The sequence below is a fragment of the Streptomyces nodosus genome (genome assembly GCF_008704995.1).
GTDB classification, from domain to species: domain Bacteria; phylum Actinomycetota; class Actinomycetes; order Streptomycetales; family Streptomycetaceae; genus Streptomyces; species Streptomyces nodosus.
Genome location: NZ_CP023747.1, coordinates 5,980,522 through 6,006,824, shown reverse-complemented (window position 1 = coordinate 6,006,824; position 26,303 = coordinate 5,980,522). Strand labels below are relative to the sequence as shown.

Genomic DNA, 26,303 nt, shown 5'->3' with positions numbered 1-26,303 from the left:
CGGTCCGCGCCCGCCCGCCCGGACGACATGACCGCCGGGGCGGACAGCAGCACGGGAGGACGCGAGGCGTCCGAGTGGGACGGATACCCCGTCCCCAACGGGGCGGACAGCCCAGCCTGAGCAGGACGGAAGGCCCTGTCCGAACGAGGCGGACAGCCCAGCCCGAGCCACGCGGACGGTCCCGCCCGAACGAGGCGGACAGCCCAGCCCGAGCCACGCGGACGGTCCCGCCCGAGCAAGACGGACCGCCCGGCCCGGGTCGCGTGGACACCCCAGCCCGAGCAAGGCGGACAGCCCGAGCAGGGCGGAAGACCCGGCCTCAGCAAGGCGGACACCCCGGCCCGGCCCGTCCGGACACCCCGACCCGAGCAGCGCCGACAGCCCAACCCGAACAAGGCGGAAGGCCCTCCTGAGCAGAGTGGAAGGGTCGTCGTTGCCCGCCGGGACGGGGCCCGGAGGGGAGGCGGCTCTGGACATGCCGCCGGAGTGCGTTCGTGCCATCGTGGTACGAGCGCCGGACGCGTCCCACAGGTGTCATCGGGCCCCGCCCGGGCACCCGGCACGGCACGTCGATCAACGAGCGTGTCCCGGGCCCCGCCGGGACGCCGGAACGGATGGCCATGACCAGCGGGTTCAACGGTCCGCAGGGCTACGGCTCGGACCCCTTCGCAGAGTTCTTCGCACGGATCTTCGGCGGACAGCGTCCCGGTCCCCGGCAGATCGACCTCGGCCGGCTGCTCAGCGAGCCGGCCCGGCAACTGGTCGTCGGGGCCGCGCAGTACGCCGCCGAGCACGGCAGCCGCGACCTCGACACCCAGCACCTGCTGCGCGCCGCCCTCGCCGCCGAACCCACCCGGAGTCTGCTGAGCCGCGCGGGCGCGGATCCCGACTCGCTCGCGACGGAGATCGACCAGCGCTCAGGACCGCACCGGCAGGGCGGCTCGGGCCAGCCGCTGCCCCCCACGTCGCTCTCCCTGACCCCCGCCGTCAAACGCGCCCTGCTGGACGCGCACGAGCTGGCCCGTTCGAGCGGCACCGGCTACATCGGCCCCGAGCATGTGCTCAGCGCGCTGGCCGCCAACCCCGACTCGGCCGCCGGACACATCCTGCACTCGGCCCACTTCGCGCCCCTGTCCCCGCCGTCGGAGACGCAGGACACCGCCAAGACACGCCCGGAACGGCCGCGCCCCTCCGCGACCCCCACCCTGGACAAGTACAGCCGCGACCTCACCGCCCTGGCGCGCCAGGGCCGGATCGACCCGGTGATCGGGCGGGACGAGGAGATCGAGCAGACCATCGAGGTGCTCTCCCGCCGCGGCAAGAACAACCCGGTCCTCATCGGGGACGCCGGTGTCGGCAAGACCGCGATCGTGGAGGGACTGGCCCAGCGCATCGCCGACGGCGACGTACCCGACATCCTGCTGGGCCGCCGGGTCGTCGCCCTGGACCTCACCGGAGTGGTCGCCGGCACCCGCTACCGCGGTGACTTCGAGGAACGGCTCACCACCATCGTGGGCGAGATCCGCGCCCACTCGGACGAGCTGATCGTCTTCCTGGACGAGCTGCACACCGTCGTCGGCGCCGGTGGCGGCGGCGCGGAGGGCGGCTCCATGGACGCGGGCAACATCCTCAAGCCCGCGCTGGCCCGCGGCGAACTGCACATCGTGGGCGCCACCACGCTGGAGGAGTACCGCAGGATCGAGAAGGACGCCGCCCTGGCACGCCGCTTCCAGCCCATCCTGGTGCCCGAGCCGTCCGTCACGGACGCCCTGGAGATCCTGCGCGGGCTGCGCGACCGCTATGAGGCGCACCATCAGGTCCGTTACACCGACGAGGCGCTGACGGCGGCCGTGGAGCTGTCCGACCGCTATCTCACCGACCGCCATCTGCCCGACAAGGCGATCGACCTGATCGACCAGGCCGGCGCCCGGGTGCGGCTGCGCGCCCGCACCAAGGGCACGGACGTACGGGCCATGGAGCGCGAGGTCGAGCAGCTGGTACGGGACAAGGACCAGGCGGTGGCCGACGAGCAGTACGAGCACGCCACCCAGCTGCGCGACCGCATCACCGAGCTGAAGCAGCGGATCGGGCAGGCCTCCGGCGACACCGAGGCCGACGAGGGGCAGCATCTGGAGGTCACCGCCGAGGCCATCGCCGAGGTCGTCTCCCGGCTCACCGGTGTCCCGGTCAGCCGGCTCACCGAGGAGGAGAAGAAGCGGCTGCTGGCCCTGGAGGAACATCTGCGCCGGCGGGTCGTCGGACAGGACGAGGCGGTCGGGGTGGTCTCCGACGCGGTACTGCGCTCGCGTGCCGGACTGTCCAGCCCCGAGCGGCCGATCGGCAGCTTCCTCTTCCTCGGCCCGACCGGCGTCGGCAAGACGGAGCTGGCCCGGGCGCTGGCGGAGGCGCTGTTCGGCAGCGAGGAGCGGATGGTCCGCCTCGACATGAGCGAGTACCAGGAACGCCACACCGTCAGCCGTCTGGTGGGGGCCCCGCCCGGCTATGTCGGCCATGAGGAGGCCGGACAGCTCACCGAGGTCGTACGGCGCCACCCGTACTCCCTGCTGCTGCTCGACGAGATCGAGAAGGCGCACCCCGATGTCTTCAACATCCTGTTGCAGGTCCTCGACGACGGCCGGCTCACCGACGCCCAGGGCCGCACGGTGGACTTCACCAGCACCGTGATCGTGATGACCAGCAACCTCGGCTCGGAGGCGATCACCCGGCGCGGTGCCGCCATCGGGTTCGGGGCGGGCGGCGCCGACGCGGCCGAGGAGGCACGGCGCGAGCAGATCCTGCGTCCGCTGCGGGAGCACTTCCGGCCCGAGTTCCTCAACCGCATCGACGAGGTCGTGATCTTCCGGCAGCTGACGGCGGAGCAACTGCGGCGCATCACCGATCTGATGCTCGACAAGACACGGCGCCTGACGCACGCCCAGGACATCGATGTGACGTTCACCGAGCGGGCCGTGGACTGGCTGGCGCAGCGCGGCTTCCAGCCCGAGTACGGTGCCCGGCCGCTGCGCCGCACCATCCAGCGGGAGGTCGACAACCAGCTCTCCCGGCTGCTGCTGGAGCGCAGCATCGAGCGCGGCGGACGGGTCGAGGTGGACGTGGAGGCCGGCCGGCTCGCCTTCCGCACGGAGCCGCCCGCCCCCGAGGAGGCATCCTCCCCCGCCGCCCCGCGCGAGACCGGGGACGAGAGCACACACCCGGAGCGCCCCGAAGGCGGGTGACGAGGACCCGGAGACACCCGGGTCACCCGGGTCACCCGGGCCACCCGGGCCACCCGTCCGGGGCGGCCCGGGTGCCGGCTGTCAGCGTGTCGGATTCACCACCATCGCGGATCCGCCGCCGCGCCGCACGGTCTCGGCGGCCGCCAGCCATGTGCCGCCCGGCAGTCGCTGCACACCGGTGGCCGCGCCGATCTCCGGGTTCTGGCTGAACGAGTGCCCGAGGGCCTCCAGCCGGGAGCGCAGGGCACTGTCGTAGAGGCCGGGTTCGAGTTCCGTGTTGGCCGCGTTGCGCTGGCTGGCGCGCGGGGCGGCGATCGCGTCGACCAGCGGCAGATGCCGGTCGAGGAACCCGGTCAGAGTCTGGAGCACCGTGGTGATGATGGTGGCGCCGCCGGGCGAGCCGAGCGCGACGACCGGGCGGCCCTGCCGGTCCAGCACGATCGTGGGTGAGATCGAGGACCGCGGACGCTTGCCCGGACCCGGCAGATTCGGGTCGTGGACGGCGGGGTCGGCGGGCGCGAAGGAGAAGTCGGTCAGCTCGTTGTTGAGGAGGAAGCCCCGGCCCGGGACGGTAATACCGCTGCCGCCGGTCTGCTCGATGGTGAGGGTGTAGGAGACCACGTTGCCCCACTTGTCGGCGACCGTGAGGTGCGTGGTGTTCTCGCCCTCGTACGTCGTCGGGGCCGCCTTGCCGCCGGCCCCGCAGGCCACCGGGTGGCGCGGGTCGCCGGGCGCGAGCGGGCTGGTGAGCACCGCGTTGTCCTTGATCAGGCAGGCGCGTGAGTCGGCGAACTTCTGGGAGAGCAGCTGTCGGGTGGGCACGTCCTCGAAGGAGGGGTCGCCGACCCAGCGTCCGCGGTCCGCGAAGGCGATACGGCTCGCCTCGATGAAGCGGTGCAGATACTGCGTCTCGCTCGCCTTCGAGAGGTCCGTCCTCTCCAGAATGTTGAGCGCCTCCCCGACCGTGGTGCCGCCGGAGGAGGAGGGGGCGATCGAGTAGACGTCGAGCCCCCGGTACGAGGTCTTCGTGGGCGCCTGGAGCTTGGCCCGGTAGGCGGCGAGATCCCGGGTGGAGAGCTTGCCCGGACGGGCCTTCCAGCCGGAGGCCGGGTCCACCGGCGGCTTGTCGGCCGTGGCGACGATCTCCTTGCCGAGAGCGCCGCGGTAGATCGTGTCGATGCCCTTGCTGCCCAGTTCCTTGTAGGTGCGGGCGAGTTCGGGGTTCTTGAAGGTGGAGCCGACGACCGGCAGCCGCCCGTTCGGCAGGAACAGCTTGGCCGTGTCCGGGAAGTAGCGGAAGCGGGTCTCGTTGGAGGCGGTCTGGGAGCGGAAGGTGTCGTCGACGGTGAAGCCGTCGCTCGCGAGCTTCTCGGCCGGTTTCAGTACGGTGCCGAGCCGTTGGCTGCCCCACTCGTCCAGCGCCTTCTGCCAGGTGGCGGGGGTGCCCGGGGTACCGACGCTCAGTCCGCTGCTGACGGCGTCGGCGAAGGCGAGCGGCTTGCCGTTCTCCGTGAAAAGCTGGGAGTCCGCGGTCAGCGGGGCCGTCTCCCGGCCGTCGATGGTGCGCACGGTTCGGGTCTTGGCGTCGTAGTAGACGAAGTAGCCGCCTCCGCCGATGCCCGCGGAGTAGGGCTCGGTGACACCGAGCGCGGCGGCCGTGGCGACGGCCGCGTCCACCGCGTTGCCGCCCTTCTTGAGTATCTCGATGCCGGCGGCGGTGGCGTCCGCGTCGACGCTGGCCACGGCGCCTCCGGAGCCGACGGCCACGGGCGTCTTCCCCGGCGCCCTGGCGGGCGGGGGCGGCGCCGCCGCTCCCACCGACACCACGGCGACCGAGACCGCCAGCACCGTCAGACTCCGTGCGAGGGGGTGACGCATCCGTACCTCCAGTCGACGAACGTCCACACAACGTAACCGTATTGCCATGATCCCGACACTCCTTCGAACATCGGTCCGCCTGCGTACGTACGCTCATTACGCTGATTCCTTATCGCCTGGCCGGGATGTCCAGGCGCGTTGTTCATGAGTCATGCGTGTCATCGTGGGGGTGTTGTGCCTACGCGTTTCGCTGTGCTGGGACCTGTTCGTGCCTGGCGCGGGGATGTCGAGCTGGAGCTGGGGCCGCCGAAGCAGCGCGGTCTGCTGGCCCTGCTGCTGATCCAGGCCGGCCATCCGGTGGCCGTCCACGACATCGTCGACACGCTGTGGGGGCAGGCCCCGCCGGACAGTGCCGTCAATGTGGTGCAGCGGCACATCGGGGCACTCCGGCGTCTGCTCGAACCCGAGCTGCGGGCCCGGGGCCACTCGCGATGGCTGGTGCGGGGAGCGGGCGGCTACCGCCTGGAGGTGGAGCCCGACTCACTGGACCTGCTGCGCTTCCGTGCCCTGCGCCAGGAGGCGGCCCGGTCGGCGCACGCCGGCAGCCCCGCGCGGGCCACCGAACTGCTGATCGAGGCCCTGAGGCTGTGGCGGGCGCCGGTGGCCTCGGACATCACGCCCGAGGTGCGCTCCCATCCGGCCTTCACCGCGGTGGACCGCGAGTACCTGTCCGCCGTCAAGGAGGCCGCCGACCTCGCGCTGACGGCCGGGCCGGAACTCGGCGCCGGAGTGCTGGTGGCGCTGAGGCAGGCCGCGGCCCAGCACCCCTTGGACGAAGCGCTGCACGCCCGGCTGATCGTGGTGCTCGCCTCCACCGGCTACCAGGCGGAGGCGCTGGACCTGTACCGGACCCTGCGTGCCCGGCTCGTGGAGGATCTGGGGCTGGAGCCGGGCCCCGAACTGCGCTCCGCCCACCAGCGGGTACTGCGCCAGACCGTCCCGTCCCACGCCGCGCCGCCCGCCGTGCCCGAGGAGAGCGACCCCGGGCCCGGGGAGGAGCCGGGAACGTCCGTCGCGGCGGAGGGGCCGCCGTGGACGGCAGCCACCGTGCCTCCCGCCCAGCTTCCCCCGGATCTGGCCGTCTTCACGGGCAGACGCAGGGAGCTGGCCCAGGTGAAGGCGCTGCTGCCCGCCCCGGAGGAACGCCCCTCCATGGTGGTGATCAGCGCGATCGGCGGGATGGTGGGCATCGGCAAGACCACACTGGCCGTGCACTGGGCGCACCAGGCCGCCGACCGGTTCCCCGACGGGCAGCTCTATGTCGATCTGCGGGGCTTCCATCCCACCGGCTCGATCATGAGCCCCGGTGAGGCGATAGGCACCTTCCTCGAGGCCTTCGGTGTGCCCACGCACCGTATCCCCGCGGGACTGGACGCGCAGACCGCGCTGTACCGCAGTCTGCTCGCCGACCGGCGGGTGCTGATCGTCCTGGACAACGCACGGGACAGCGAGCACGTCCGGCCCCTGCTGCCCGGGGCGCCCGGCTGTCTGGTCATCGTCACCAGCCGCAACCAGCTCCATGGCCTGGTGGTGGCGGAGGGCGCCCACAGCCTGACGCTGGACGTCCTGAGCGAGGCGGACGCGCTGGAGTTCCTGTCGCGGCGTCTCGGCGCCGGCCGGATCGCGGACGAGCCGCGCGCCGCCACGGAGATCATCGCCCTGTGCGAGCATCTGCCCCTGGCGCTGGCCATCGTCGCCGCCCGCGCCGCGGTGAATCCCGCCTTCTCGCTCGCGGCCGTCGCCGCCGAACTGCGCGAGAGCCAGGGCAGCCTCGACGCCTTCACCGCCGAGGCCCCGGTGGCGGACGCGCGCTGCGCCTTCTCCTGGTCCTACAACCTGCTCACCCCGGCGGCCGCACGGATGTTCAGGCTGCTCGCCCTGCACCCGGGCCGGGAGTGTTCGCTGGCCGCCGCCGCGAGTCTGGCGGGGCGGCGGCCGGGACAGGTCCGGCCGGCGCTCGCGGAACTGGTCCGGGCCCATCTGATCTCCGAGCCGAGACCCGGCCACTTCACCTGCCATGAACTGCTGCGCGCCTACGGACTGGAGCTCGGCGAGGACCAGGACACGGCGGAGGAGCTGTACACGGCCCGATGCCGGATGCTGGACCACTATCTGCACAGCGCGCATGCGGCGGACACCGTCCTGGCGCCCAGCCGGGACCGCATCGAGCTGAGCCCCCGGCAGGCCGGTGTGACCACGGCGTCCTTCGCCGATCAGACGGGTGCCACCGACTGGCTGGACGGCAATCTGTCCGCCATGCTCGCCGCCGTCGAACTGGACGCCCGCCGCGGGAGCGGCCGGCACAGCTGGCAGCTGGCCGTGACCCTGGAGCTCTATCTGGACCGCAACGGCCGCTGGCAGGAACAGCTCACCGCGCAGACCACGGCCGCGACCACCGCCCGACGGCTGGGCGACACACGTGGTCAGGCCCATGCGCACCGGGCGCTCGGCTTTGTCACCGGGCGGCTGGAGCGCTGGGACGAGGCGGACGAGAACCTGTCGCGGTCCCTGGAGCTGTTCGGGGACATCGGGGACGCGGTGGGGCAGGCCCGGGTGCACCGTTACTTCGCCCTGCTGGCCAATCGCCGTAGCGATCACGGCAGAGCGCTCGACCACTACGGGTCCGCTCATGCCCTGTACCGCTCGGCCGGGCACCGCAGCGGGGAGGCCAGCGTCTTCAACGAGATCGGCTGGACGTACATCCTGCTGGGTCAGTACGGCGAGGCGCTGGAGGAGTGCGGGCGGTCCCTCGAGGCCCACCGGGCGATCGGCGACCGCAACGGCGAGGCCGCGGCGTGGGACAGCCTCGGCTACGCCCATCACCATCTGCGCCAACACGACCGGGCGCTGGAGTGCTACGAGCACGCACTGGCCCTGTACCGCGTCATCAAGGACGCCTATCTGGAAGCCGACACCCTGACCCATATCGGCGACGCCCACCATGCGGCCGGGCGCCCCGTGGAAGCGGCGCTCGCCTGGCGCCAAGGGCTGGAGATCCTCGCCCGGATCGGGCACCCGGACGCCGCACTCGTCTGCGGCAGGCTGACGGACCTCGCCCCGTCCTCCTCGTCCCCCGAGGGCGCCGAGGATCCAGGCGCCTGACGGCTGCCCCGATCGCCGGCCCCGCCCCCGCGGCCGGACGTCAGAAAAGCGTCAGTCCTACGGAAGTGGCGGCTGCCTACGCTCCGCCATGCGCCGATTCACCGGGGGCCGCGGCGCGCTCGGCACGCCTCGGTGTGCCGCTGGTGCGGCGACCGCCGGTTCCGTGGGACCGGCTTCGTCCTGAGCGTTCCTGCCGCCGGGGGTTCCTTACCCCGGTGATCGTCACGTATGCCCCCTCGCGTACGAACGAACAGTCCTGACGGGTGAGTACGGCGCAGGCAAGGCCTTCCCCCTACAGGAACTGGACCATGAACACGACCGTTGTGGACGCCGCGACCGCCGAACACCAGGCGCACCTTCTGCAGAGGCTGGTCACCGACCACACCAAGGCGCTGCTCGCCTACGCCGAGAAACTGCTGAACGACCGCCACACGGCGGAGGACGTCGTGCAGGAGACCTTCATCCGGGCCTGGCCCAACGCGGAGCGGCTGTACAGCACGCAGGGTTCGGTGCGGGGCTGGCTCCTCACGGTCACCCGCAATCTGGTGGTCGACCGGATGCGCAGCGCGGCCTCCCGGCACGAGACGGTGGGCGCCGAGGACCTCGACGCGTTCCAGCCCGATCACGCCGACGGGATACTGACCACGGTCGAGGCGGTCACCCTGCTGCGCCGGCTGTCCCATGAGCACCGCGAGGTCCTTCTGCACACTTATCTGTGCGGCAGGACCGTGAAGGAGACGGCGCGGATCCTCGGCATACCGGCGGGCACCGTGAAGTCCCGTCAGCACTACGCCCTCAGCAGTCTGCGCAGCAAGGCCGCGGCGGTGCCCCGGAACAGGGCGCTGCCGGCGTGAGGCCGTCCTCGTCACCGGTCCCGCCGCCGACCGTGGGCGGGACGCGCCGGGTGCCGGTCGTCGGCCGGCACCCGGCGGATACCGGTGGCCCCTGATCGGCAGGGGCCGAGGGGCTCCAGTCGGCGGAGGACCGAGGGGCTCCGGTCGGCAAGGGCCGAGGGGCTGCGCTCTCACGCCGGAACGGTGAGCCGCAGGTCGAGCACCGGGATGTCCACATGGCCGTCGGCGTCCGTGTTCCAGCGCCAGTGCGCGCCGTCCACCTCGCCGGAGACGAGTCCCGTCCAGCCCGCGCCGCCCGGTCCGCAGAGCGCGGTCAGCTCGGCGGTCTCCCGCTCGGTGGGGGTGCCCGCCAGGACCACCAGGCCCTTGACCGGGTGCCGTGCGGCGGCGGCGCGTGTGGTGCCGCCACCGACGGCGGGGGTCGCGGCCGGCGCTTCGACCCGGGGAAGCCGTCGCAGGGCTTCCGGCAGGGCGAACGCCTCGGCTCCGTCCCGGCCGCCGAGGACGGTCACCGGGGTGTCCGGCCGGCTGCGGGCGATCTCCGCCAGCAGGTTCCGCACCACATCGCGGGCCACGGCCTGATCACCCGTCACGCTGAGGACACCGTCCAGACGGCTGAGGTCCACGAACACCGGTTCGCCGGCGGTGTCGGTGCCCACCCGCACCAGACACGCTGCGGTGACCGCCGCCCGGGAGGTCATGGCGCCGTCGCCGCCGGCCGGGGTCATCCAGCCGACCGCGGCGGCGGTGCGGTGCCACCGGGTGCTGTCGATGTTCTGCCAGGGGGCGTCGACCGTGGAGGAGGGCGGCAGCCACACCGTGACACCGCCGTCGTCGACCCGCAGCCCGTGCACCGGCGTCTCCGGTCGCCCCCCGTCGGCGGAGAGTTCCCCGAGGGCGCCGTAGGCACGGCGTACGGAGTCGGCGTCGGTCGCGAACCGCCGGCCCGTCGCGCGTCGTAGCACCAGTTGTCGCCGCCGCCTGGCCGGTTCCCCCAGCTTTCGCACCACGCGCAGCCCCGCGGCGTACACGGCGTGTGCCTTCTTCCTGCTCACGATGACCGCGGTCACCAGGGCCAGCAGCAGGGCCACCAGGGCGGCCACCACCGCGGCCAGCGGAATGGCGAACACGGTGGATCCGCCGTCGGCCGCTCCGGCGTCGTCCGGTGTGCCGTTCGGGTCCGTGGACGTGCCGTCCGTGTTCCCGGAGTCCTTCGCCAGCTGGACGCCGGGTCCCGAGGCATCCGGTGGCAGACGCAGGATCCAGCCGGGGTGCAGCTGCTCCCCGGAGTCGTTCAGTGCCCCGCCGTCCCTCTGCCGCAGGCCCCGGTTGAGGTCGAGGATCTCCCCCGCACGCGAGGCGTCGCCCAGCGTGGTGGCGGCGATCGACTCCAGGGTGGCGAGCTGCCCACCGGTCTGCGCGGGGTCCTGGACCACGAACACCTTGATCAGATCGTCGCCCTCCGCGGCGGTCGCGGACGAGACCGCGCCCAGTGCGGCCACGCAGGCCATCACCATGACCACGAGGAGGCGCAGCACGGTGGGCGGTGTGCGGTGGGGCGCGGTGCTTCTCGGCCGGTGCCGAGGCACGGCGTCGCTGTCGTCGGTCATGGTGTCCGCCATGTCGTCTGCTACTCCTCCGGGCTGCCGGGAGCGTTGTGCGGGCCGTGCGGGAGAGGCCCCGCCGCTGATCCGCCGATGCGCTCCACCGTCTACACGGAGCCGGGCGGTGAAAGCGTTCGAAGAAGATATGAACCCTTGGGAAGCCCGAGCCCGTGTATCTGGCGACCGCATCTGAGGGACACCGCACGGGGGATGGGCATGGCACGTCGGCACGCGAGTTCCGAGGATTTCCAGATCGTCGGGCTGAACGCGGATCCGACGCCTGGCGACCCGGATCTGATCCAGGCCGTCATGCAGCGGTACCGGGACGTCGGGGACGCCGCTGAGAAGGCGCTGAACGTGCTGAAGAGGGACGGCACGATCGCGCAGGGCCGGGGGTCGGCCATGGACAAGCTGAAGGAGAAGATCGGCGACGATCTCCCGGACAAGCTGACCAAGACGATGACCTCCTATCACGACGCGGCCCAGGCCTACAGCGACTACATGCCGCGTCTGCAGGAGGCCCAGGACACCTTCGACCGGGCGGTGGATCAGGCGCGGGCCGCCGCACCGCAGGCGAACCAGGCGCCCAAGGAACTGGGGGACGACCCCACGGACGAGGAGAAGTCCGAGGCCCGCCGGGTCCAGGACTCCATCGACATCGGCAGAACCGAGATGAGCGCGGCCAGGAGCCTGGCCGAGCAGGCCAAGGCGATGCGGGAGAGCGCCCAGCGGGAGTGCGCCGATGTACTGGACCGGGCGGCGCGGGAGGCGATTCCGGAGCGGAACATCTTCCAGAAGATCGCCGACTTCTTCAAGGACTTCCCCTTCGTCCAGATCCTGCTCGCCGCGCTGATCGCCGTCGTGGCGGTGTTCTTCCCGGTGGTGGGGGCCTTGCTGGGCGGGGCGCTCTTCGTTTTCAACCAAGTCGTCGCGAGTCAGACCGGCGGCGTCAAAGCGGGTGACTTCGTCGTCGGTCTGCTCGGCATCATCCCCGGCGGCTCCCTGCTGAAGCTGGGGGGCAGGGCGGTGGAGGCCATCGCCCCCACCGCGGTGGCCGCGATCAAGGGATCCAGCGTGATCACCAAGACCACCGGAACCATCACCAAGGTCACCGAGTCCCTCACCAACAGCAAGATCGTCAGCGGGATCCTCGACAACTCGGCGCTCAAGACGGCCGCGGAGGTCGGCGGCGGCTTCCTGGGGAACTCGGCCCTGGAGGCAGCCGCCAAGGCGGCGAACCACGACGAGATCACCGCGGCCGGGGTCTTCGCCGGAGCCGCGGCGGGGGCGGTGGCGGGAGCCGCCTTCAAGGGGGGCGTCGGCAAGATCGGCTCGGCCAGGGGGAATCCGCCGGTCAAGGACGGGGCCGGCGGCCGTTTCGGGGACACCACCGAACCGGCGCTGGGCGACAGCGTCGGGAAGCGGGCCTCCGACCAGGTCGGCAACTTCGTCGAGGAAGGCGCCACGCTCGGCGCCAAGATCGGTGTCGGGGTCGCCCAGGGCGGCGATCCGGGCGAGGTCGCGGCCGGCGAGATCGCCAACTCGGCGCCCAAGCTCGGGGTGGGACCGGTCGGCACAGCGGGCCTCGGCCGCGCGGTCGACGGCGTGACGCACCAGATCCCGATCAAGGGCAAGGTCCGCCCCGACGCCACACCGCCCGTCGACCCGGCGGCTGTGCCGTTGCCCGCGTCACCCACGACACCGCGCCCTTCGGGTGTGGATCCGGTGGATGTGCCGTTGCCCGCGTCGCCGACGACGCCGCGCCCCTCGGTCGTGGACCCGGCCGATGTGCCGCTGCCCCCCTCCCCCACGACGCCGCGCCCCTCGGGTGTGGACCCCGCCGACGTGCCGCTGCCCGCGTCCCCCACGACGCCGCGTCCCTCGGTCGTCGACCCGGCCGACGTGCCGCTGCCCGCGTCCCCCACGACACCACGCCCCTCGGTCACGGACCCGGCCGATGTGCCCCTCCCGCCGTCGCCCACCGCCCCGGACGGCGGCGCGGTGGGCGGGCGTCCCCCGCTGCCGCCGCTCACCATCCCCGACGAGTCGACCGGCAACGGCGGCTAGTACCGCCGGGCCGTCCTCGGACCTCGGCCCGCACAGAACTCCATCCCTGAACGGATGGACGGAACCGACCAGCAAGGAGTACTTCCATGCCTTCCTACAACGTCAACTCCGAAGAGACCGCCTCGACCTCGCAGGCGCTCCTCAATGACTTCGCGCAGCTTCAGGACAAGCTCGCCGAGGTCAAGGGCAAGATCTCCAACCTGCTGGCCAACGGCTACAGCACGCCCGCCGCCCAGCAGAAGTTCTCCCCGTTCTTCGACGAGTTCGCCAAGGGGTTCGACCAGGTCAACCAGGGCCTGCAGGGGATCGGCCAGTACGTGAAGGCCGTCGGCGACGCCTTCTCGCAGACCGACGACCAGCTCGGCGCCAACCTCGGCTGACCCCGCGGCCCGCTCGGTGTCGAGGCCGGCGCAGGCACCCACTCCCCACGCGAAGGACGATGAGCAGTGCGATTGACCGTCAGTGTTCGTGACCCTCGGATCGAGGGGGTGTCCACCACCGTCGTCGTCGACACCGAGCCTTCCGCGCAGGCGGGCAGGCTCGCGGCCGAGCTGGCCCGTGCCGTCGGCCATGCGGAGGCCGACGGCACGGGGGCGCCGGAGCTCGCTCTCTACATCGGCTCCACGCCCGTCGACCCGCAGGCCACCCTCCGGGCGGCCGGTGTGCGGGACGGCATGGACCTCGGGCTCGGCACCCCCGTCCCCCAGGAGCCCGAGGCCGAGGGCCACAGCGAGGTCCGGGTGGTCTCGGGTCCGGGGGCGGGGACCGTCTTCCGTCTGGTGCCCGGCGACTACGACATCGGCAGCGGCCCGTCCTGCCGGATCCGGCTGGCCGGGACGGCGCCCGCGCTCGCGGCCCGGGTACGGGTCCGGCTCGACGGGAGCGCCGAGCTGCTCAGGACCGATATGGCACTCCTCGACGGCAGGAGCGCCACGGCCCCCTCCCCGTGGCAGGAGGGCAGTCAGCTCGCCGTCGGCGACATCCTGCTGGAGCTGACCTCACGTCAGGACTCCCGGGCGCCGCTGACGCCGGCCCAGGACGGACTGGGCCTGGAGTTCAACCGGCCGCCGCGCTTCCTGCCGTCGGCGGCCGGATCGAAGTTCCGGCTGCCGACCCCACCGGTGAAGCCGGACAAGCGGCCCATCCCGCTGCTGCCGATCCTGCTGCTTCCGGCGGGCAGCGCCCTGATCGCCATCTTTGTCACCCAGCGCTGGTCCTTCGTCTTCATCGCCCTGCTCTCGCCGATCGCCGCGCTGGTCACCCAGTTCGGCGGCCGTAAGCAGGCGATGCTCAAGTACCTGGAGAAGAAGGAGGAGTACGAGCAGACGCTGGCGCGGGTGCGCGCGGACGTCGACCGGGCCGTCCTCGAGGAACAGCACAATCTGCGCCTGTCCCTGCCGGACCCCGCCGCCCTGCTCCAGATGGCCGCCCAGCCCTCGGAACGGCTGTGGGAGCGCCGCTGGCTGGACCCCGACTTCCTGTCCGTACGGGTCGGCACGACCGATCTTCCCTCCTCGTCGAGCGTCGACGATCCCACGCAGGACGAGCACCGGCGCACCACCGTGCCGCAGCTGAACCAGGTGCCCGTCGCCACCTCGCTGCGCCGCGTCGGCGTGGCGGGGGTCGCCGGCCCGGGAGCGGCCCGGCTGGCCGGGTGGATGACGGCCCAGGCCGCCGCCCTGCACAGCCCCTCCGATCTGCGGATCGTGGTGCTCGCGGGACCGGACGGCGAGCGGGACTGGTCCTGGACGCGCTGGCTGCCGCACACCCAGGCGCAGGGGGAGGACGCCTATGCCCTGCTGGGCAGCACCGCAGACTCCCTGGCCCGGCGCATCGGCGAGCTGGGGCAGATCGTCGCGTCCCGTATCGGGGCCGGACCCGATCTCACCCGGGGCGGCGCCAACGGCTACCCGGACATTCTGGTCGTCCTGGAGCAGGCCCGCCGCGCGCGTTCCCTGCCCGGTGTCATCGCCCTGCTGCGCGACGGGCCGTCGGTGGGCGTCCACACCCTCTGCATCGACCGCGAGGAACGGCTGCTGCCCGAGGAGTGCGGCGCGGTCGTGGTCACGGAGGCGGGCGCCGGCACGGCCTCCAAGGTGCGCACCGGTGCGGGTGCGGCGCTTGAGGGGGTGCGCACCGACTCGCCGGAGGCCGGCTGGTACGAGCACTTCGGGCGCGCCCTGGCTCCGCTGCGCGGCGTGGGCGACAGCGACGAGAGCACGCTGCCCGGCTCCGTGCGCCTCCTGGACCTGCTGGGCGTCGAGCCACCGACGGCCGAGGCGGTGACGGCCGGCTGGTCGCTCGGCGGCCGCAGCACCAAGGCCGTCCTGGGTACCGGATACGACGGGCCGTTCGCCGTCGACCTGGTGCGGGACGGCCCGCACGCACTGATCGCGGGGACCACCGGTTCCGGCAAGTCGGAACTGCTGCAGACCCTGGTCGCCACCCTGGCGGTGGTCAACCGTCCCGACGAGATGACGTTCGTACTGGTCGACTACAAGGGCGGCAGCGCCTTCGCGGAGTGCGCCGACCTGCCCCACACCGTCGGACTGGTCACCGACCTCGACACCCATCTGGTGGAGCGGGCCCTGGTGTCCCTCGGGGCCGAACTGCGGCGCCGGGAGACACAGTTGGCCCAGGCGGGCGCCAAGGACATCGAGGACTACCTCGACAAGCGGTCCCGCGGCGGCGACGTACTGCCGCCCCTGCCGCGGCTGATGCTGGTCATCGACGAGTTCGCCTCCATGGTGCGGGAACTGCCCGACTTCATCTCGGGCCTGGTCAACATCGCGCAGCGCGGCCGGTCCCTGGGGATCCACCTGGTGCTGGCGACACAGCGGCCCGGCGGCGCCGTCACCCCGGACATCCGCGCCAACACCAATCTGCGGATCGCCCTGCGCACCACCGACACCACCGAGAGCCGGGACATCATCGACGCACCCGACTCCGGGGAGATCTCCCCGGCGACCCCGGGCCGCGCCTACGCCCGGCTCGGACCGTCGGCCCTGCTGCCGTTCCAGTCCGGCCGGGTCGGCGGGCGCCGGCCCGGCGGCGACCCCGCCGACGGCACACGGACCGTCATCCGGGCGGAGGCGGTGTCCTGGCAGGAGATCGGGGGTCCGCTGCCGCGCGGCGGAGCCCGTGGCGGGGCACGTCCCGCGCAGACCGAGGCCGTCACCGACCTGGCGGTCCTGACCGGCGCCGTCGCCCAGGCGGCACGGCTGTCCGGAATACCCCGGCAGACCAGTCCATGGCTGCCGCCGCTGCCCGGGCTCCTCGTCCGGACCCCGGAGACCGCGCCCGAGCCCGCCGCCGACCGCGCCGCCGCGCTGCCGGCCGTGGAGTACGGGATGGTCGACCTGCCGGCGCAGCAGACCCGTGCGCCGCTGGTGTTCGACCTCGACCGCTCCGGACATCTGCACATCATCGGATCGCCCCGCAGCGGGCGCTCCCAGACGCTGCGCACCCTGGCCGCGGCGCTCGCCGAGGCCCACGGCGCCGACGACGTGCATCTGTACGGCATCGACTGCGGCAACGGCGCGCTCAACGCGCTGACCTCGCTGCCGCACTGCGGTGCCGTCGTCGACCGCAACCAGACCGAGCGGCTCGGACGGCTCCTTGAGCGGCTCAACTCCGAGCTCACCGCCCGGCAGAGCATCCTGGGCGCGCGCGGCACCGCCGACCTGACCGAGCTGCGCTCGGCACAGAAGCCGGGCGAGCGGCTGCCCCACATCGTGCTGATGGTCGACCGGTTCGAGGTCTTCGAGCGCGAGTTCGCGGCCTACGACAACGGCAGCTATATGGAGCGCCTGGTCCGTCTGCTGCGCGACGGCGCGGGCGTCGGTGTGCATGTCGTCCTGGCCGGTGACCGGGTGCTCGGCGGCAGCCGGTTCTCCGGCACCACCGAGGACAAGATCGTCCTGCGGCTCAACGACCGCCAGGACTACTCCACCGTCGGCATCCCCACCAAATCCGCCCCCTCCGACCCCCTGCCGGGACGCGGTATCCGTACCCAGGACCTCAGCGAGGTGCAGATCGCGGTGCTGGGCGAGGACCTGGCCGGCACCGCTCAGGCCCAGGCCCTCACCGACCTCGGCCGGCGCCTGGGCGAGCGGGAGTCCGCAGTGCCCGCACAGCGGCTCCCGCTGCGCCTGGACGTCCTCCCCGACCGCATCGGCTACGCCGACGCCCTGACCCTGCACACCCACGGCGGGCCGATGCGGCCTCTGGTGGCGGTCGGCGGTGACACCCTCACCTCCCTCGGCCCCGATCTGGCGGACGTGCCGACCTTCGTCATCGCGGGGCCGCCGCGCACCGGCCGCAGCTCCGCGCTGCTGACCGCCGCGCACTCGCTGCTGGCGGCCGGCGCCGGTCTGATCGTTCTCGCCCCGCGCCGCTCGCCCCTGCGGCTGCTCCAGGGCCGCCCCGGTGTGGCCGCCCTCTTCACCGACGCGGAGGTGCCGGTCAACGACTTCCGTCAGGCGCTCGGCAATGTGCCGGAGGAGAACGGGGTGATCGTCGTGGACGACGCCGAATTGTTCATGGGCGCCGAGATCGACTCCGATCTGGCCCTGCTCGCCCGGGGCGGGGCCGGCACCGGCTGGGGCGTTCTGGCGGCCGGCAACGCCGAGTCGCTGTCGCTGAGCCTGGCGGGCTGGATGGGTCAGGTCAAACGCAACCGCACCGGCATGCTGCTGTCCCCGCAGGGGCTGAGCGACGGGGAGGTCATCGGGGTGAAGCTGACCCGGGGCGTCGTCGGGCAGGCGCCCCAGCCGGGCCGCGGTCTGCTGCATCTGGGGGACGGAACACTGCGAACGGTGCAGGTGCCGCTTCCGGAAACGGAGCTGTGAAGCCGGAGGTGCACCCATGACCCCCTCGCCGGGTGCACCTCCTTCCCCCGCGGGCACGGCGCAGCGGTCCTGCCCGCGGGACGCGAAGGGCGGCCGGGTGAAGCACCCGGCCGCCCTTCCTCCGTTCCGTCGTACGTCCCGCCGTGCGTCCCGTCGTGGGCGCCGGTCAGGCGGCGACGCCTCAGCCGCCGTCCCGGGTGACCTGGACACCGTCGTCCGTCACAAAGCGGAAGGTGCTGGTGATGGCGTCGAACAGGTCGTACGCCTCGCTCTTCAGCGGCAGATTGGGGCTGGCGAAGGTGACCACGAGGAAGTCCTCGGTGGTGCCCGGCACCGGCATCATGGTGTGCATCGTGAGCAGCTTGACGTCGATGTCCCCGGTCAGCCGGGTCACCTCGGTACCGGTCACCCGGGCCACCGTGCCCACATGGGGCACGTCCACGGAGGTGATGACCCGGTCCTTCGGCGCGGCCCCGGTCGCCGAGGAGACGCCGAGCCGCGCGGACAGCACCGGCAGCGTCAGCTCCTCACCCTGCGGAGTGGTGACGGCGAACACCATCCCGTACGCCATGAAGAGGCCCTCGGGATACATCGTCGCCGTCCCCACCGCCAGCACCGCTCCATGGCGGCGTGCGGCCCGGGTCACCTCCCGTCCCTGACGGAACATGTCGTTGATCCGGGCCTTCTCCAGGGGGTCCCGGGTCGAGGCCAGTGCCCGCGCACGCACCTGGGCCAGGTCCTCGCCGGTGAGGTCCAGTTGGTTCCACAGATCCGGTATGTCAAGCACAAAGCGCCGTGCAGCAGTACTCATCGGTCACCGATCGTCTCGTCCGCCATCGAACACACTCCTCACCGCCGCCTCCCGAGCCGGCCGCGGCTCAGGCCCCGTCGCTGCCGCTGTCCAGGTTGGACACGGCGTCCAGATCGGTCTTCTCGAACGAGTCCAGAATGCTGCCGATCGCGTCCCTGATGCCCTGCACCTGCTTCTGCAGCTGGTGCTTGCCGTCCTCCCACCTGTTCTCGAAGTTCTGGGCGGAACCCCGGGACAGCTCCCGGCCGAAGGCCGCATCGAAGTCGAACGTGTGGTGTCCGATGTCGATGAAGTCGTGCACAAAGCCCAGCATCTCCTGGGCCTCCCGGAGTTCACTCCCGGGAATGTTGATGTCCGAAGCCATCTTTGAGTACCTGTTCCGGTGCGATGAGGATTCACCTGTGTGTACAACACGGGTCCAGGGGCCCGGATCGTTCACCTCCGGAGGTTTTTCGCGGCGGTCGCCGGACGCATCGAACCTTTCGTGCTTCTGTCTCGTGTAGCAGGCATGACCTCGCTTCTCACCGGCCTGCCGTTCCGCAGCACCACCGCACGCCGGACCGCCGTCACCTTCGCCTTCGTCCTGTGCGGCGTCGCGGGCCTGTCCGCCTGCGGCAAGACCATCCAGATCGGCGACAGCACTCCGCAGACGGCCTCGGCCCCGGCACCGGCGTCCTCCCCGGCCGCGGCGGACGGCCGGAGTGGGGACAACACCGCGCTGCAGGTCGTCGACTCCACCGCTCAGGACGCCGGCCTGAACGGCAACGGCGGCACCGTAACAGGCACCGCCGTCCAGGAGGCGCCTCCGAAGTGGGTCCAGCTGTCGGCGGTGACCTCGGCGCCGCTCTTCTCGCCGCACCTGATCAACATCAACCAGGCCGCGCTGTACCGCTTCGACAAGGACACGGCCCAGCCGTCGCAGTCCAACTGCAACGACGACTGTGCCGTGCAGTGGCCTCCGGTGACCATCAAGGAGGGCGGCAATGTCTATCTGGCGGGCGTGGACCAGAAGGACGTCGGAGCGATCCGCCGCCAGGACGGCCAGGTCCAGCTCACCGTCGGCGGCTGGCCGGTCTACCGCTTCTCCGGCGACAGCAGGCCGGGCGACCTGAACGGACAGGGCGTGGGCGGCACATGGTTCGCGGTGGGCCCCACCGGAGAGAAGGCCGAACAAGGGGCGAGCGCGCCTCAGTAGAGCGGGGGGCCGGAGCGGCGCCGGCAGGCGTCGTGGAGGCGCGACGGTCCCGCTGCAAGGTGCCGCGGGGGGCGGGACCACAACCACTCTGGAAATGAATGGCCCCGGGACCGGCCTCTCGACGAGACTGCGAGAGTGAACCCCCGTCATCCCTGCCCCTGTTGCGGCCACCTCGTACTCGACAAGACGCCCGGGTCCCACGCAATCCGCCCCGGGGCGAACAAGACCTCCCTGATCGAGGCCCGGCACAACCACCGGGACTTCGGCGCGTGCGACCAGCAGGGCCGACGGTCGGACTCCTTCGAGATCTGGGGAGCGAAGGACCGGGCCCCGCGGCCGGCAGACCCCTCAGCGCTCTGCTGGTGGCTTCCCACCTTCTGGCGCCGCGACCACTCCGCCTCATGACCTCCCGTATCGAGAGACTCATCCAGCAGCTCGACGACTCGAGCGGCCCGTCGTACGACGCCCGCGCGGAACTGATCGGCATGGGCTCCGACGCCATCCCCGCCATCGTCGACGGACTGCCCTCCCTCGGCGACTTCGGGCAGCTGACCGCCATCGAGGTCTTCGCGGAGGTGGGCGATCCCCGCTGCGGCCCTGCCCTCATCGGACTGCTGAACAGCGACAACCCGACCGTCCGCGAATGGGCGGCCATGGCCCTGGCGAGCCTGGATGTCGACGGCGCCGTCGAGCCCCTGCGCCGCGCGTACCGCGCCTGCCTGGACCGCGCGACCCCACCGGACTGGACCGAGCCGGGCGGCATCCGCTGGGCCCTGACCGAACTCGGCGCACGCACCCCCGTCGTCCCACCGCTCACCGCGCGCCTACGCGCCACCGCCGCGGATGACGCCCCCGGCTGGCCCTCGGCCCACTTCACCGAGATCATCAACGATCTGGCCGACCACGCCCAGGTGATCCTCTACTCCCAGTTCTGGCGCGTGAACGGCGGGTCCACCTCCAGGGTCACCAACCCCGGCCCGGACTGGGAACTCGACTGGACCGTGCCCTGGGAGCACCTGGTCGAAGAGGCCCGTACATGGTCCCTGCTGGAAGCCTCCGAAGCCCCCGCCGGCGACACCGTCTTCGTCGCCCCCACCTGGATCGACCGCACCGACCTGTACCCGGAGAGGTGACTCCGTCCCCTTCCAGCACCCTGCGCCACGCCGGCCTGGCCGGGCGGCTTCGACATCGATCGCCGGTGGCGAATCCCACCGTCTCGACGTATTCAAAGCGCGGCGGCGCCCGAGGCGAGCAGTTCCTGAACGGCCCGCCAGCGGATCTCGGCATCGGTCCCCAGCTTGCCTCCGCCGCGACCTGTGCCGTCGCGGGCTCCGGGAGATACCGCGGCGTCGGCGGACACGATCGCCGGACGTCCTCAGCGGGTGTACGGATCGGCCAGCGGCAGGGGCGTCCGGGCTGCTTCCAGGGCTGACTCCGGAAAGGCGGGGCCGGTGGTGTAGAAGCGGGCGCGGGTACGGCCGACCGGTGTCAGGACGTCGCCCGCGACCAGGTCCCGCAGGTCGCGTTGAGCCCGCTGCAGGCTCAGATCCTCCGCTCGTTCATAGCGTGTACGACGCACCCGCCCGGACATCGCCACATCATGCAGGGCGGAGACGACCCTCTCGTCCAGCCCCCGGGCCTCCGCGAACTCACCGAGCAGGAGCCACACCCGGCTCGAACGGTCCAGACGACTGCGTACGGTCTGGGCCTGCTGGTGGTAGGCGGTGAGATTGAAGCGAATCCAGTCGGAAACGTCCTGGTCGGGGTGGTAGGTGGCACCCCGGCGCTGCAACTCGCGGTAGTACTCCCAGGTGTTGCCTGGGCGACCCAGCCAGGCCTCGATCGAGGAGAACTCGGGGGCCAGTTGTCCCTCTCTCGCAATCATCAGTGTTTGAAGAGACCGGGACATGCGGCCGTTTCCGTCCGCCCACGGGTGGATGGAGACGAGGTGCAGATGCGCCATGGCGGCCCGTACCAGCGGATGGGTGCCGTCGTCCGCGTTCAGCCACTCCGCCAGTTCGCCCATCAGCGCAGGCACATCGGCCGCATCCGGCGCCGTGTAGGCCGCGATGCCGGGGTCGCGGGCATCTGTCACATGGACCGCTCCGCGCCGCCATTGCCCGGCGGGCTTGCGCGGGGTGTGCCGGTGTCCCTGGAGCATCCAGTGGAGCGCGTTGAGCAACTCCTTGCTGTAACGGAAGTCCGCGACATCGTGCAGCGTCTGGAGGTAGGTCATCATCCGCTGATAAGCGAGCGTCTCCTCACGGTCCTCCTCGGAGACATCGACGTCCCGCTCACCCTCCAGAAGGTCCTCGACGTCGACCGTGGACACTGTGAAGCCCTCGATCGAGTTGGAGGCCGCCACCGCATCGGCGGTCAAGAAATTGCGCAGCCGTTCGGTCCACTTCACCGGAGTTGACCTCACCCGCAGGCGCAACGAGTGGCGAAGGTCTTCGATCTCACCGAGAACCCGCTGATCCTCGACGTTGAGAGCAGGCGTGGGGAAGAGCACACCCACACGATATTTTGACGCAAACATTACGTCAATGCGCCAGCGTGGTCCGCGCGGGCAGTCCTTCGCCGACCATGGGGCAGGCCCAGCTGTTGTCGGGGCGGGCTCGGTCCCGGTCGGGGTGAGCACAACCCGTCCGGCGGGCAGCTGACCTTCCGTTCGGGCCTCGGACGGTCCCTCCCCCGGGACCGTTCGCTGTGCGAACAGTGATCTCCGGCTGCCGCCGGCCGGGCATGGCCCTGTGGCTGCCGCTCGTGTTCCCCGGGGCCCGGGGCCGTGGGGGAACCCCACCCGGCAGCAACGTCCCCGGCGCGGCCGGGACGGCGTCCGCGGTCTTCGTCGGGGGACTGCGCCGCTCCCGCCGGGACGCCCACTGCGGGTACCGGAAGTAGCGACATGGCACATCCCGGCGTGGATCGGTGGGGACACCATCACCAAGGGGATGAGCGCTATATCGTAGTCGAGGTTCGCTGTGATGCCCTTCCCGGCGTGGGGGAACGCCTCGGGGGACGGCAGGCGGTTTCCGGGCGGGGCGCACCATTTCGGGCGGCGGTCGCGGGGACGGCGGGTCAGATCTCCGTCACCTCCGCATAGACATGGGAGAGTTCGGGCGCCCCGGTGGCGGCCCAGGTATGGCCGTCGGCGACCACATCCACCTCACGGCCGGAGGCCAGCCGGACCACGGGGTGCCCGTCGGACCGGATCCTCCAGGCGGCGCCCGCGACCGTGCGCACGATGACGGTACCCAGGTAGAGGCCCGCGTCGTTCCCGAGCCAGGGCAGGATCTCCTCGTCGTCGCGCCAGCGCGGGACGAGTTGGTCGAGTGCCTCCAACGAGGCGGCGGAGTCGTCGAGTTCGACGCCCGCCTGCCCGGCGTGGGAGCGCAACAGCTCGCATTCGGAGAGCAGCCCGGCGACACCGGCCGCATCGGCGTCGTCGTCGGAGAACACCGCGACACCGGCGGCGGGGCCGCGGTTCTTGCGCCAGTTGACCAGGAAAGGGATGTTCATGCATCCCAGCGTGGCACCGGCGGTACGGGTCGCACTACGGGGCGCGCGGACCTCCTCGCGCCGGTCGGCACAGGGCAGCCCCCGGGGCCGCTACGCGTCCAGGTCCACCACGACCGGTGCGTGGTCCGAGGCGCCCTTGCCCTTGCGCTCCTCCCGGTCCACATAGGCGTCCTTGACCGCCTTGGCGAACGGCTCGTTGCCGTACACCAGGTCGATGCGCATACCGCGGTTCTTGGGGAAGCCGAGCTGGCGGTAGTCCCAGTAGGTGAAGGGCTGGTCGTACTTGAGCGGGCGCGGCACGACATCCGTCAGGCCCGTGCTCCGCAGCTCCGCCAGGGCGGCCCGCTCGGCCGGGGTGACATGGGTCTGGCCCTCGAAGGCCGCCGTGTCGAAGACGTCGTCGTCGGTCGGCGCCACGTTGTAGTCGCCCAGCACCGCGAACGGGCGGCTGCCGCCCGCGTCGCCCGCCACCGCCGCCTTCAGCGCCTCGAACCACTGGATCTTGTAGGCGTAGTGCGGGTGCCCCACCTCACGGCCGTTGGGCACATAGACCGACCAGACGCGGACCGGGCCGCAGGTCGCGGAGATGGCCCGGGGCTCCTGGACACCGTCGTACCCCGGGTCCCCGGGCAGGCCCTTGACCACGTCCTCGATGCCGACACGGGAGAGCACCGCGACGCCGTTCCACCGGCCGGTGGCGTGGACCGCCGCCTCGTACCCCAGCTCCCGCAGCGGCTCGTACGGGAACTGCTCCTCGGCGATCTTGGCCTCCTGGAGGCACAGCACGTCCGTGCCGCTGCTCTCCAGCCAGGCGAGGAGGCGGGGGAGGCGGGCGGTGATCGAGTTCACGTTCCAGGTGGCGATGCGCATGACTGCCAACCTACCCGGCGGCACCGACATCGCCTCCCGGCGCCCGGGAGCCGGCGCCTGCCCGGCCGCTCAGAGCTCCGCCGACGCGCCCGGCGCCAGCCTCAGATGCTCGGTGCCGCCCAGCGCGCCGATCTGGTTGTCGTAGATCGGGCGGGCGAGGTCGGTCAGAAGCGCGTCATGGACGTCGTAGGCACGCCGCGGCTCGACCTCGCGCACATAGTCGATCACCTCGGCGATCTTGTTCCAGGGGGCCATCACCGGAAGCATCAGCGTCTGCACCCGCTGGTCCGGGACGGTGAGCGCGTCGCCGGGGTGGAAGACCGTACCGTCGTCGATCAGATAGCCGACGTTGGTGATGCGCGGGATGTCGGGGTGGATCACGGCGTGCAGCCGACCGTGCACCTGGACGTCGAAGCCCGCGGCGGTGAAGGTGTCGCCGTGCCCGACGGTGTGCACCCGGCCCGGGAAGGCCGCCGAGAGCTTCTCCGCGACGGAGGCCAGGGTCCAGATCTCGGCGCCCGGGTTGCCCTCCAGGCCGGCCCGCAGCCGCCCCTCGTCGAAGTGGTCGGGGTGCTCATGGGTGACCAGGATCGCGTCGGCGCCGACCGCGGCGTCCGGCTCGCTGAAGGCGCCGGGGTCGATGACGAGCGTCCGCCCGTCCTTCTCGAGCCGGATGCAGGCATGCGACTTCTTGGTGAGCTTCATGGGTCCATCGTGCCCCGGCCCGAGCGGCCGGGGCACGACGGCGGGAAAGCTCCGGGCGGTCCGGCCGGCGCTCAGCCCTGCGGGGTGGTCTCCTCCTGGATGATCTGCTGCGCCACCGTGAACGCGCTGCTCGCGGCCGGTACACCGCAGTAGACCGCCGACTGGAGCAGCACCTCCTTGATCTCCGCCGGGGTGAGCCCGTTGCGCAGGGCCGCACGGGTGTGGGCGGCCAGCGCGTCCAGATGGCCGCCCGCGACCAGGGCGCTGATCGTGATGCAGCTGCGGGTGCGCCGGTCCAGACCGGGCCGGTCCCAGATCTCGCCCCAGCTGTACCGGGTGATGAACTCCTGGAAGTCGCCGGAGAAGTCGTCCGCCATGGACAGCGCCCGGTCGACATGGGCGTCGCCCAGCACCTCGCGCCGGATCTTGATGCCCACGTCGTACCGGTCGGTTCCGCCCTCGGGCTCCGGGGGCGCGACGGGCGGGGCGATCTCGGCCAGGGGTGCGACCGGCAGGGGCGCCACCGGCACCGGCCTGGGCGGGGACATCGGGGACATCGGGGACATCGCGACCGCCGTCAGCTGCCCGGTCGACGCGTCGAACGCCGGCTGCCACGCGGTCGAGAAATGGCGCACCAGCAGGTCCGTGACCGCTGCGGGCTGCTCGACGGGCACCAGATGGGAGGCGCCGGGCACCACCGCGAGCCGGGCGTCCGGAATCCCGGCGACCAGGGTGCGGGCCTCGGCGGGCCCGGTGACCTGGTCCTCGGAGCCGACCAGGACCAGGGTCGGTACGCCGACCCGGCCGAGCTCGGACCGCACGTCGAAGGTCGCGAGCGCCTCGCAGGCGGCGATATAGCAACCGGGGTCGGTGGTGCGCACCATCTGCACCGCCCACTCGGTGATCGCGGGCTGGGCGGCCGCGAACCCCCCGGTGAACCAGCGCTCCGGGGAGGTCCGGGCGATGGGGTCGAGCCCGTTCGTCCGGACGATCACCCCGCGCTGACGGAACTCGTCGGCCGTGCCGAAGCGGGGCGAGGCGGCGATCAGGGCGAGCGAGGCGAGGCGTTCGGGGTGACGCAGCGCCAACTCGATCCCGACGGCCCCGCCGAGCGCGCAGCCCGCATAGCCGAAGCGCTGCACACCGAGCCCGTTGAGCGTGGCCAGCAGCCGGGCGGTGACATCGGCGACGGAGAGCGCCGGGTGCGCGGGGGCGCCGCCGTGCCCGGGCAGGTCGTACCGGAAGATCCGCCACTGCTTGACGAGTTCCGGGATCTGCCGGTCCCACATGTGCCATGTCGTCCCGAGCGAGGGGCCGAGGATCAGGACCGGGGCGTCTTCTGGCCCGTCAAAGCGGTATTGCAGGGGTGCGGCAGTCGTCTCACTCACTCGACTCACGCTCTCACATCTCACAATTTCTCACGTACCGGGGTTGGGGCACTGTGCAGACCCTCCCACGTTGTGGCGGCCTCGCGCAGATCTTCCGCATCTGGCTTGACATACCACTTCTTTGCCGTCTTTCTCTGCCGTCTCCACAGGGGCGCGCCCTGTCCAACGAGCAAGGAGGTGATCCGGTACGCCGTTGTCCGCGGGGCGCCCGAGGCACGACG

At 71.9% G+C, this 26,303-nt stretch carries 19 protein-coding genes; 9 read left to right on the top strand and 10 right to left on the bottom strand.

Annotation, left to right across the window (positions count from 1 at the left end; genetic code table 11):
- Positions 1–620: 620 nt before the first annotated feature.
- Positions 621–3,236, top strand: a complete 2,616-nt coding sequence (locus CP978_RS26935; RefSeq protein WP_052454627.1) for an ATP-dependent Clp protease ATP-binding subunit — start codon at positions 621–623, stop codon at positions 3,234–3,236.
- Positions 3,237–3,317: 81 nt separating this feature from the next.
- Here the strand turns inward: CP978_RS26935 and ggt are convergent, their stop codons facing one another.
- Entirely contained in the window at positions 3,318–5,114 is a 1,797-nt protein-coding gene (ggt, locus tag CP978_RS26930) for a gamma-glutamyltransferase (protein WP_043445027.1), read from the bottom strand.
- A 192-nt stretch (positions 5,115–5,306) separates the two neighbouring features.
- Here ggt and CP978_RS26925 point away from each other — a divergent pair, with 192 nt between their 5' ends.
- Positions 5,307–8,216 (top strand): AfsR/SARP family transcriptional regulator, encoded by a 2,910-nt coding sequence (locus tag CP978_RS26925; RefSeq protein ID WP_311775033.1) that lies wholly within the window; start codon positions 5,307–5,309, stop codon positions 8,214–8,216.
- Positions 8,217–8,524: 308 nt separating this feature from the next.
- Complete coding sequence (locus CP978_RS26920; RefSeq protein WP_079162332.1) at positions 8,525–9,070, top strand: sigma-70 family RNA polymerase sigma factor; 546 nt, start codon at positions 8,525–8,527, stop codon at positions 9,068–9,070.
- Between the two features lie 170 nt (positions 9,071–9,240).
- Here CP978_RS26920 and CP978_RS26915 read toward each other — a convergent pair whose 3' ends face one another.
- Positions 9,241–10,692 carry a hypothetical protein gene (locus CP978_RS26915; RefSeq protein ID WP_043445026.1) on the bottom strand — a complete coding sequence of 484 codons (1,452 nt, stop codon included), beginning with the start codon at positions 10,690–10,692 and terminating at the stop codon, positions 9,241–9,243.
- A gap of 198 nt (positions 10,693–10,890) precedes the next feature.
- Between CP978_RS26915 and CP978_RS26910 the strand changes: the two genes are divergently transcribed.
- From CP978_RS26910 to CP978_RS26900, 3 genes are all read left to right on the top strand, one after another.
- Positions 10,891–12,741, top strand: a complete 1,851-nt coding sequence (locus tag CP978_RS26910) for a hypothetical protein (RefSeq protein WP_144401493.1) — start codon at positions 10,891–10,893, stop codon at positions 12,739–12,741.
- Between the two features lie 86 nt (positions 12,742–12,827).
- The gene (locus CP978_RS26905) at positions 12,828–13,121 is read left to right on the top strand and encodes a WXG100 family type VII secretion target (protein ID WP_043445022.1); all 294 of its coding nucleotides are present in this window, start codon (positions 12,828–12,830) and stop codon (positions 13,119–13,121) included.
- A gap of 108 nt (positions 13,122–13,229) precedes the next feature.
- Positions 13,230–17,591: a type VII secretion EssC family protein gene (locus tag CP978_RS26900; protein WP_227745465.1), complete on the top strand. Its 4,362-nt coding sequence runs from the start codon at positions 13,230–13,232 to the stop codon at positions 17,589–17,591.
- A gap of 181 nt (positions 17,592–17,772) precedes the next feature.
- Here CP978_RS26900 and CP978_RS26895 read toward each other — a convergent pair whose 3' ends face one another.
- The gene (locus CP978_RS26895; protein WP_043445018.1) at positions 17,773–18,402 is read right to left on the bottom strand and encodes a hypothetical protein; all 630 of its coding nucleotides are present in this window, start codon (positions 18,400–18,402) and stop codon (positions 17,773–17,775) included.
- Positions 18,403–18,469: 67 nt separating this feature from the next.
- A complete protein-coding gene (locus CP978_RS26890) occupies positions 18,470–18,766 on the bottom strand; it encodes a hypothetical protein (RefSeq protein ID WP_043445016.1) in 297 nt (98 codons plus the stop codon).
- Between the two features lie 144 nt (positions 18,767–18,910).
- Between CP978_RS26890 and CP978_RS26885 the strand changes: the two genes are divergently transcribed.
- From CP978_RS26885 to CP978_RS26875, 3 genes are all read left to right on the top strand, one after another.
- Positions 18,911–19,597 (top strand): hypothetical protein, encoded by a 687-nt coding sequence (locus CP978_RS26885; protein WP_043445014.1) that lies wholly within the window; start codon positions 18,911–18,913, stop codon positions 19,595–19,597.
- 135 nt (positions 19,598–19,732) lie between these two features.
- A complete protein-coding gene (locus CP978_RS36145; RefSeq protein ID WP_043445012.1) occupies positions 19,733–20,002 on the top strand; it encodes a CPCC family cysteine-rich protein in 270 nt (89 codons plus the stop codon).
- Positions 19,999–20,730: a HEAT repeat domain-containing protein gene (locus CP978_RS26875; protein ID WP_043445009.1), complete on the top strand. Its 732-nt coding sequence runs from the start codon at positions 19,999–20,001 to the stop codon at positions 20,728–20,730. Before CP978_RS36145 ends, CP978_RS26875 begins: the two co-directional genes overlap by 4 nt.
- A 92-nt stretch (positions 20,731–20,822) precedes the next feature.
- Here CP978_RS26875 and CP978_RS36140 read toward each other — a convergent pair whose 3' ends face one another.
- The 6 genes from CP978_RS36140 to pcaDC form a co-directional block, all read right to left on the bottom strand.
- Complete coding sequence (locus CP978_RS36140) at positions 20,823–20,957, bottom strand: hypothetical protein (RefSeq protein ID WP_260421131.1); 135 nt, start codon at positions 20,955–20,957, stop codon at positions 20,823–20,825.
- Between the two features lie 15 nt (positions 20,958–20,972).
- Positions 20,973–22,109, bottom strand: a complete 1,137-nt coding sequence (locus CP978_RS26870) for a Fic family protein (protein ID WP_043449590.1) — start codon at positions 22,107–22,109, stop codon at positions 20,973–20,975.
- A gap of 569 nt (positions 22,110–22,678) precedes the next feature.
- Complete coding sequence (locus CP978_RS26865) at positions 22,679–23,119, bottom strand: DUF6278 family protein (RefSeq protein ID WP_043445007.1); 441 nt, start codon at positions 23,117–23,119, stop codon at positions 22,679–22,681.
- A 90-nt stretch (positions 23,120–23,209) separates the two neighbouring features.
- On the bottom strand, positions 23,210–23,989 hold the full coding sequence (locus CP978_RS26860) for an exodeoxyribonuclease III (protein ID WP_043445005.1): 780 nt from the start codon (positions 23,987–23,989) through the stop codon (positions 23,210–23,212).
- Between the two features lie 69 nt (positions 23,990–24,058).
- A complete protein-coding gene (locus CP978_RS26855) occupies positions 24,059–24,694 on the bottom strand; it encodes an MBL fold metallo-hydrolase (RefSeq protein ID WP_043445003.1) in 636 nt (211 codons plus the stop codon).
- A 71-nt stretch (positions 24,695–24,765) separates the two neighbouring features.
- Positions 24,766–26,082: a bifunctional 3-oxoadipate enol-lactonase/4-carboxymuconolactone decarboxylase PcaDC gene (pcaDC, locus tag CP978_RS26850; protein WP_043445001.1), complete on the bottom strand. Its 1,317-nt coding sequence runs from the start codon at positions 26,080–26,082 to the stop codon at positions 24,766–24,768.
- Positions 26,083–26,303: the final 221 nt, after the last annotated feature.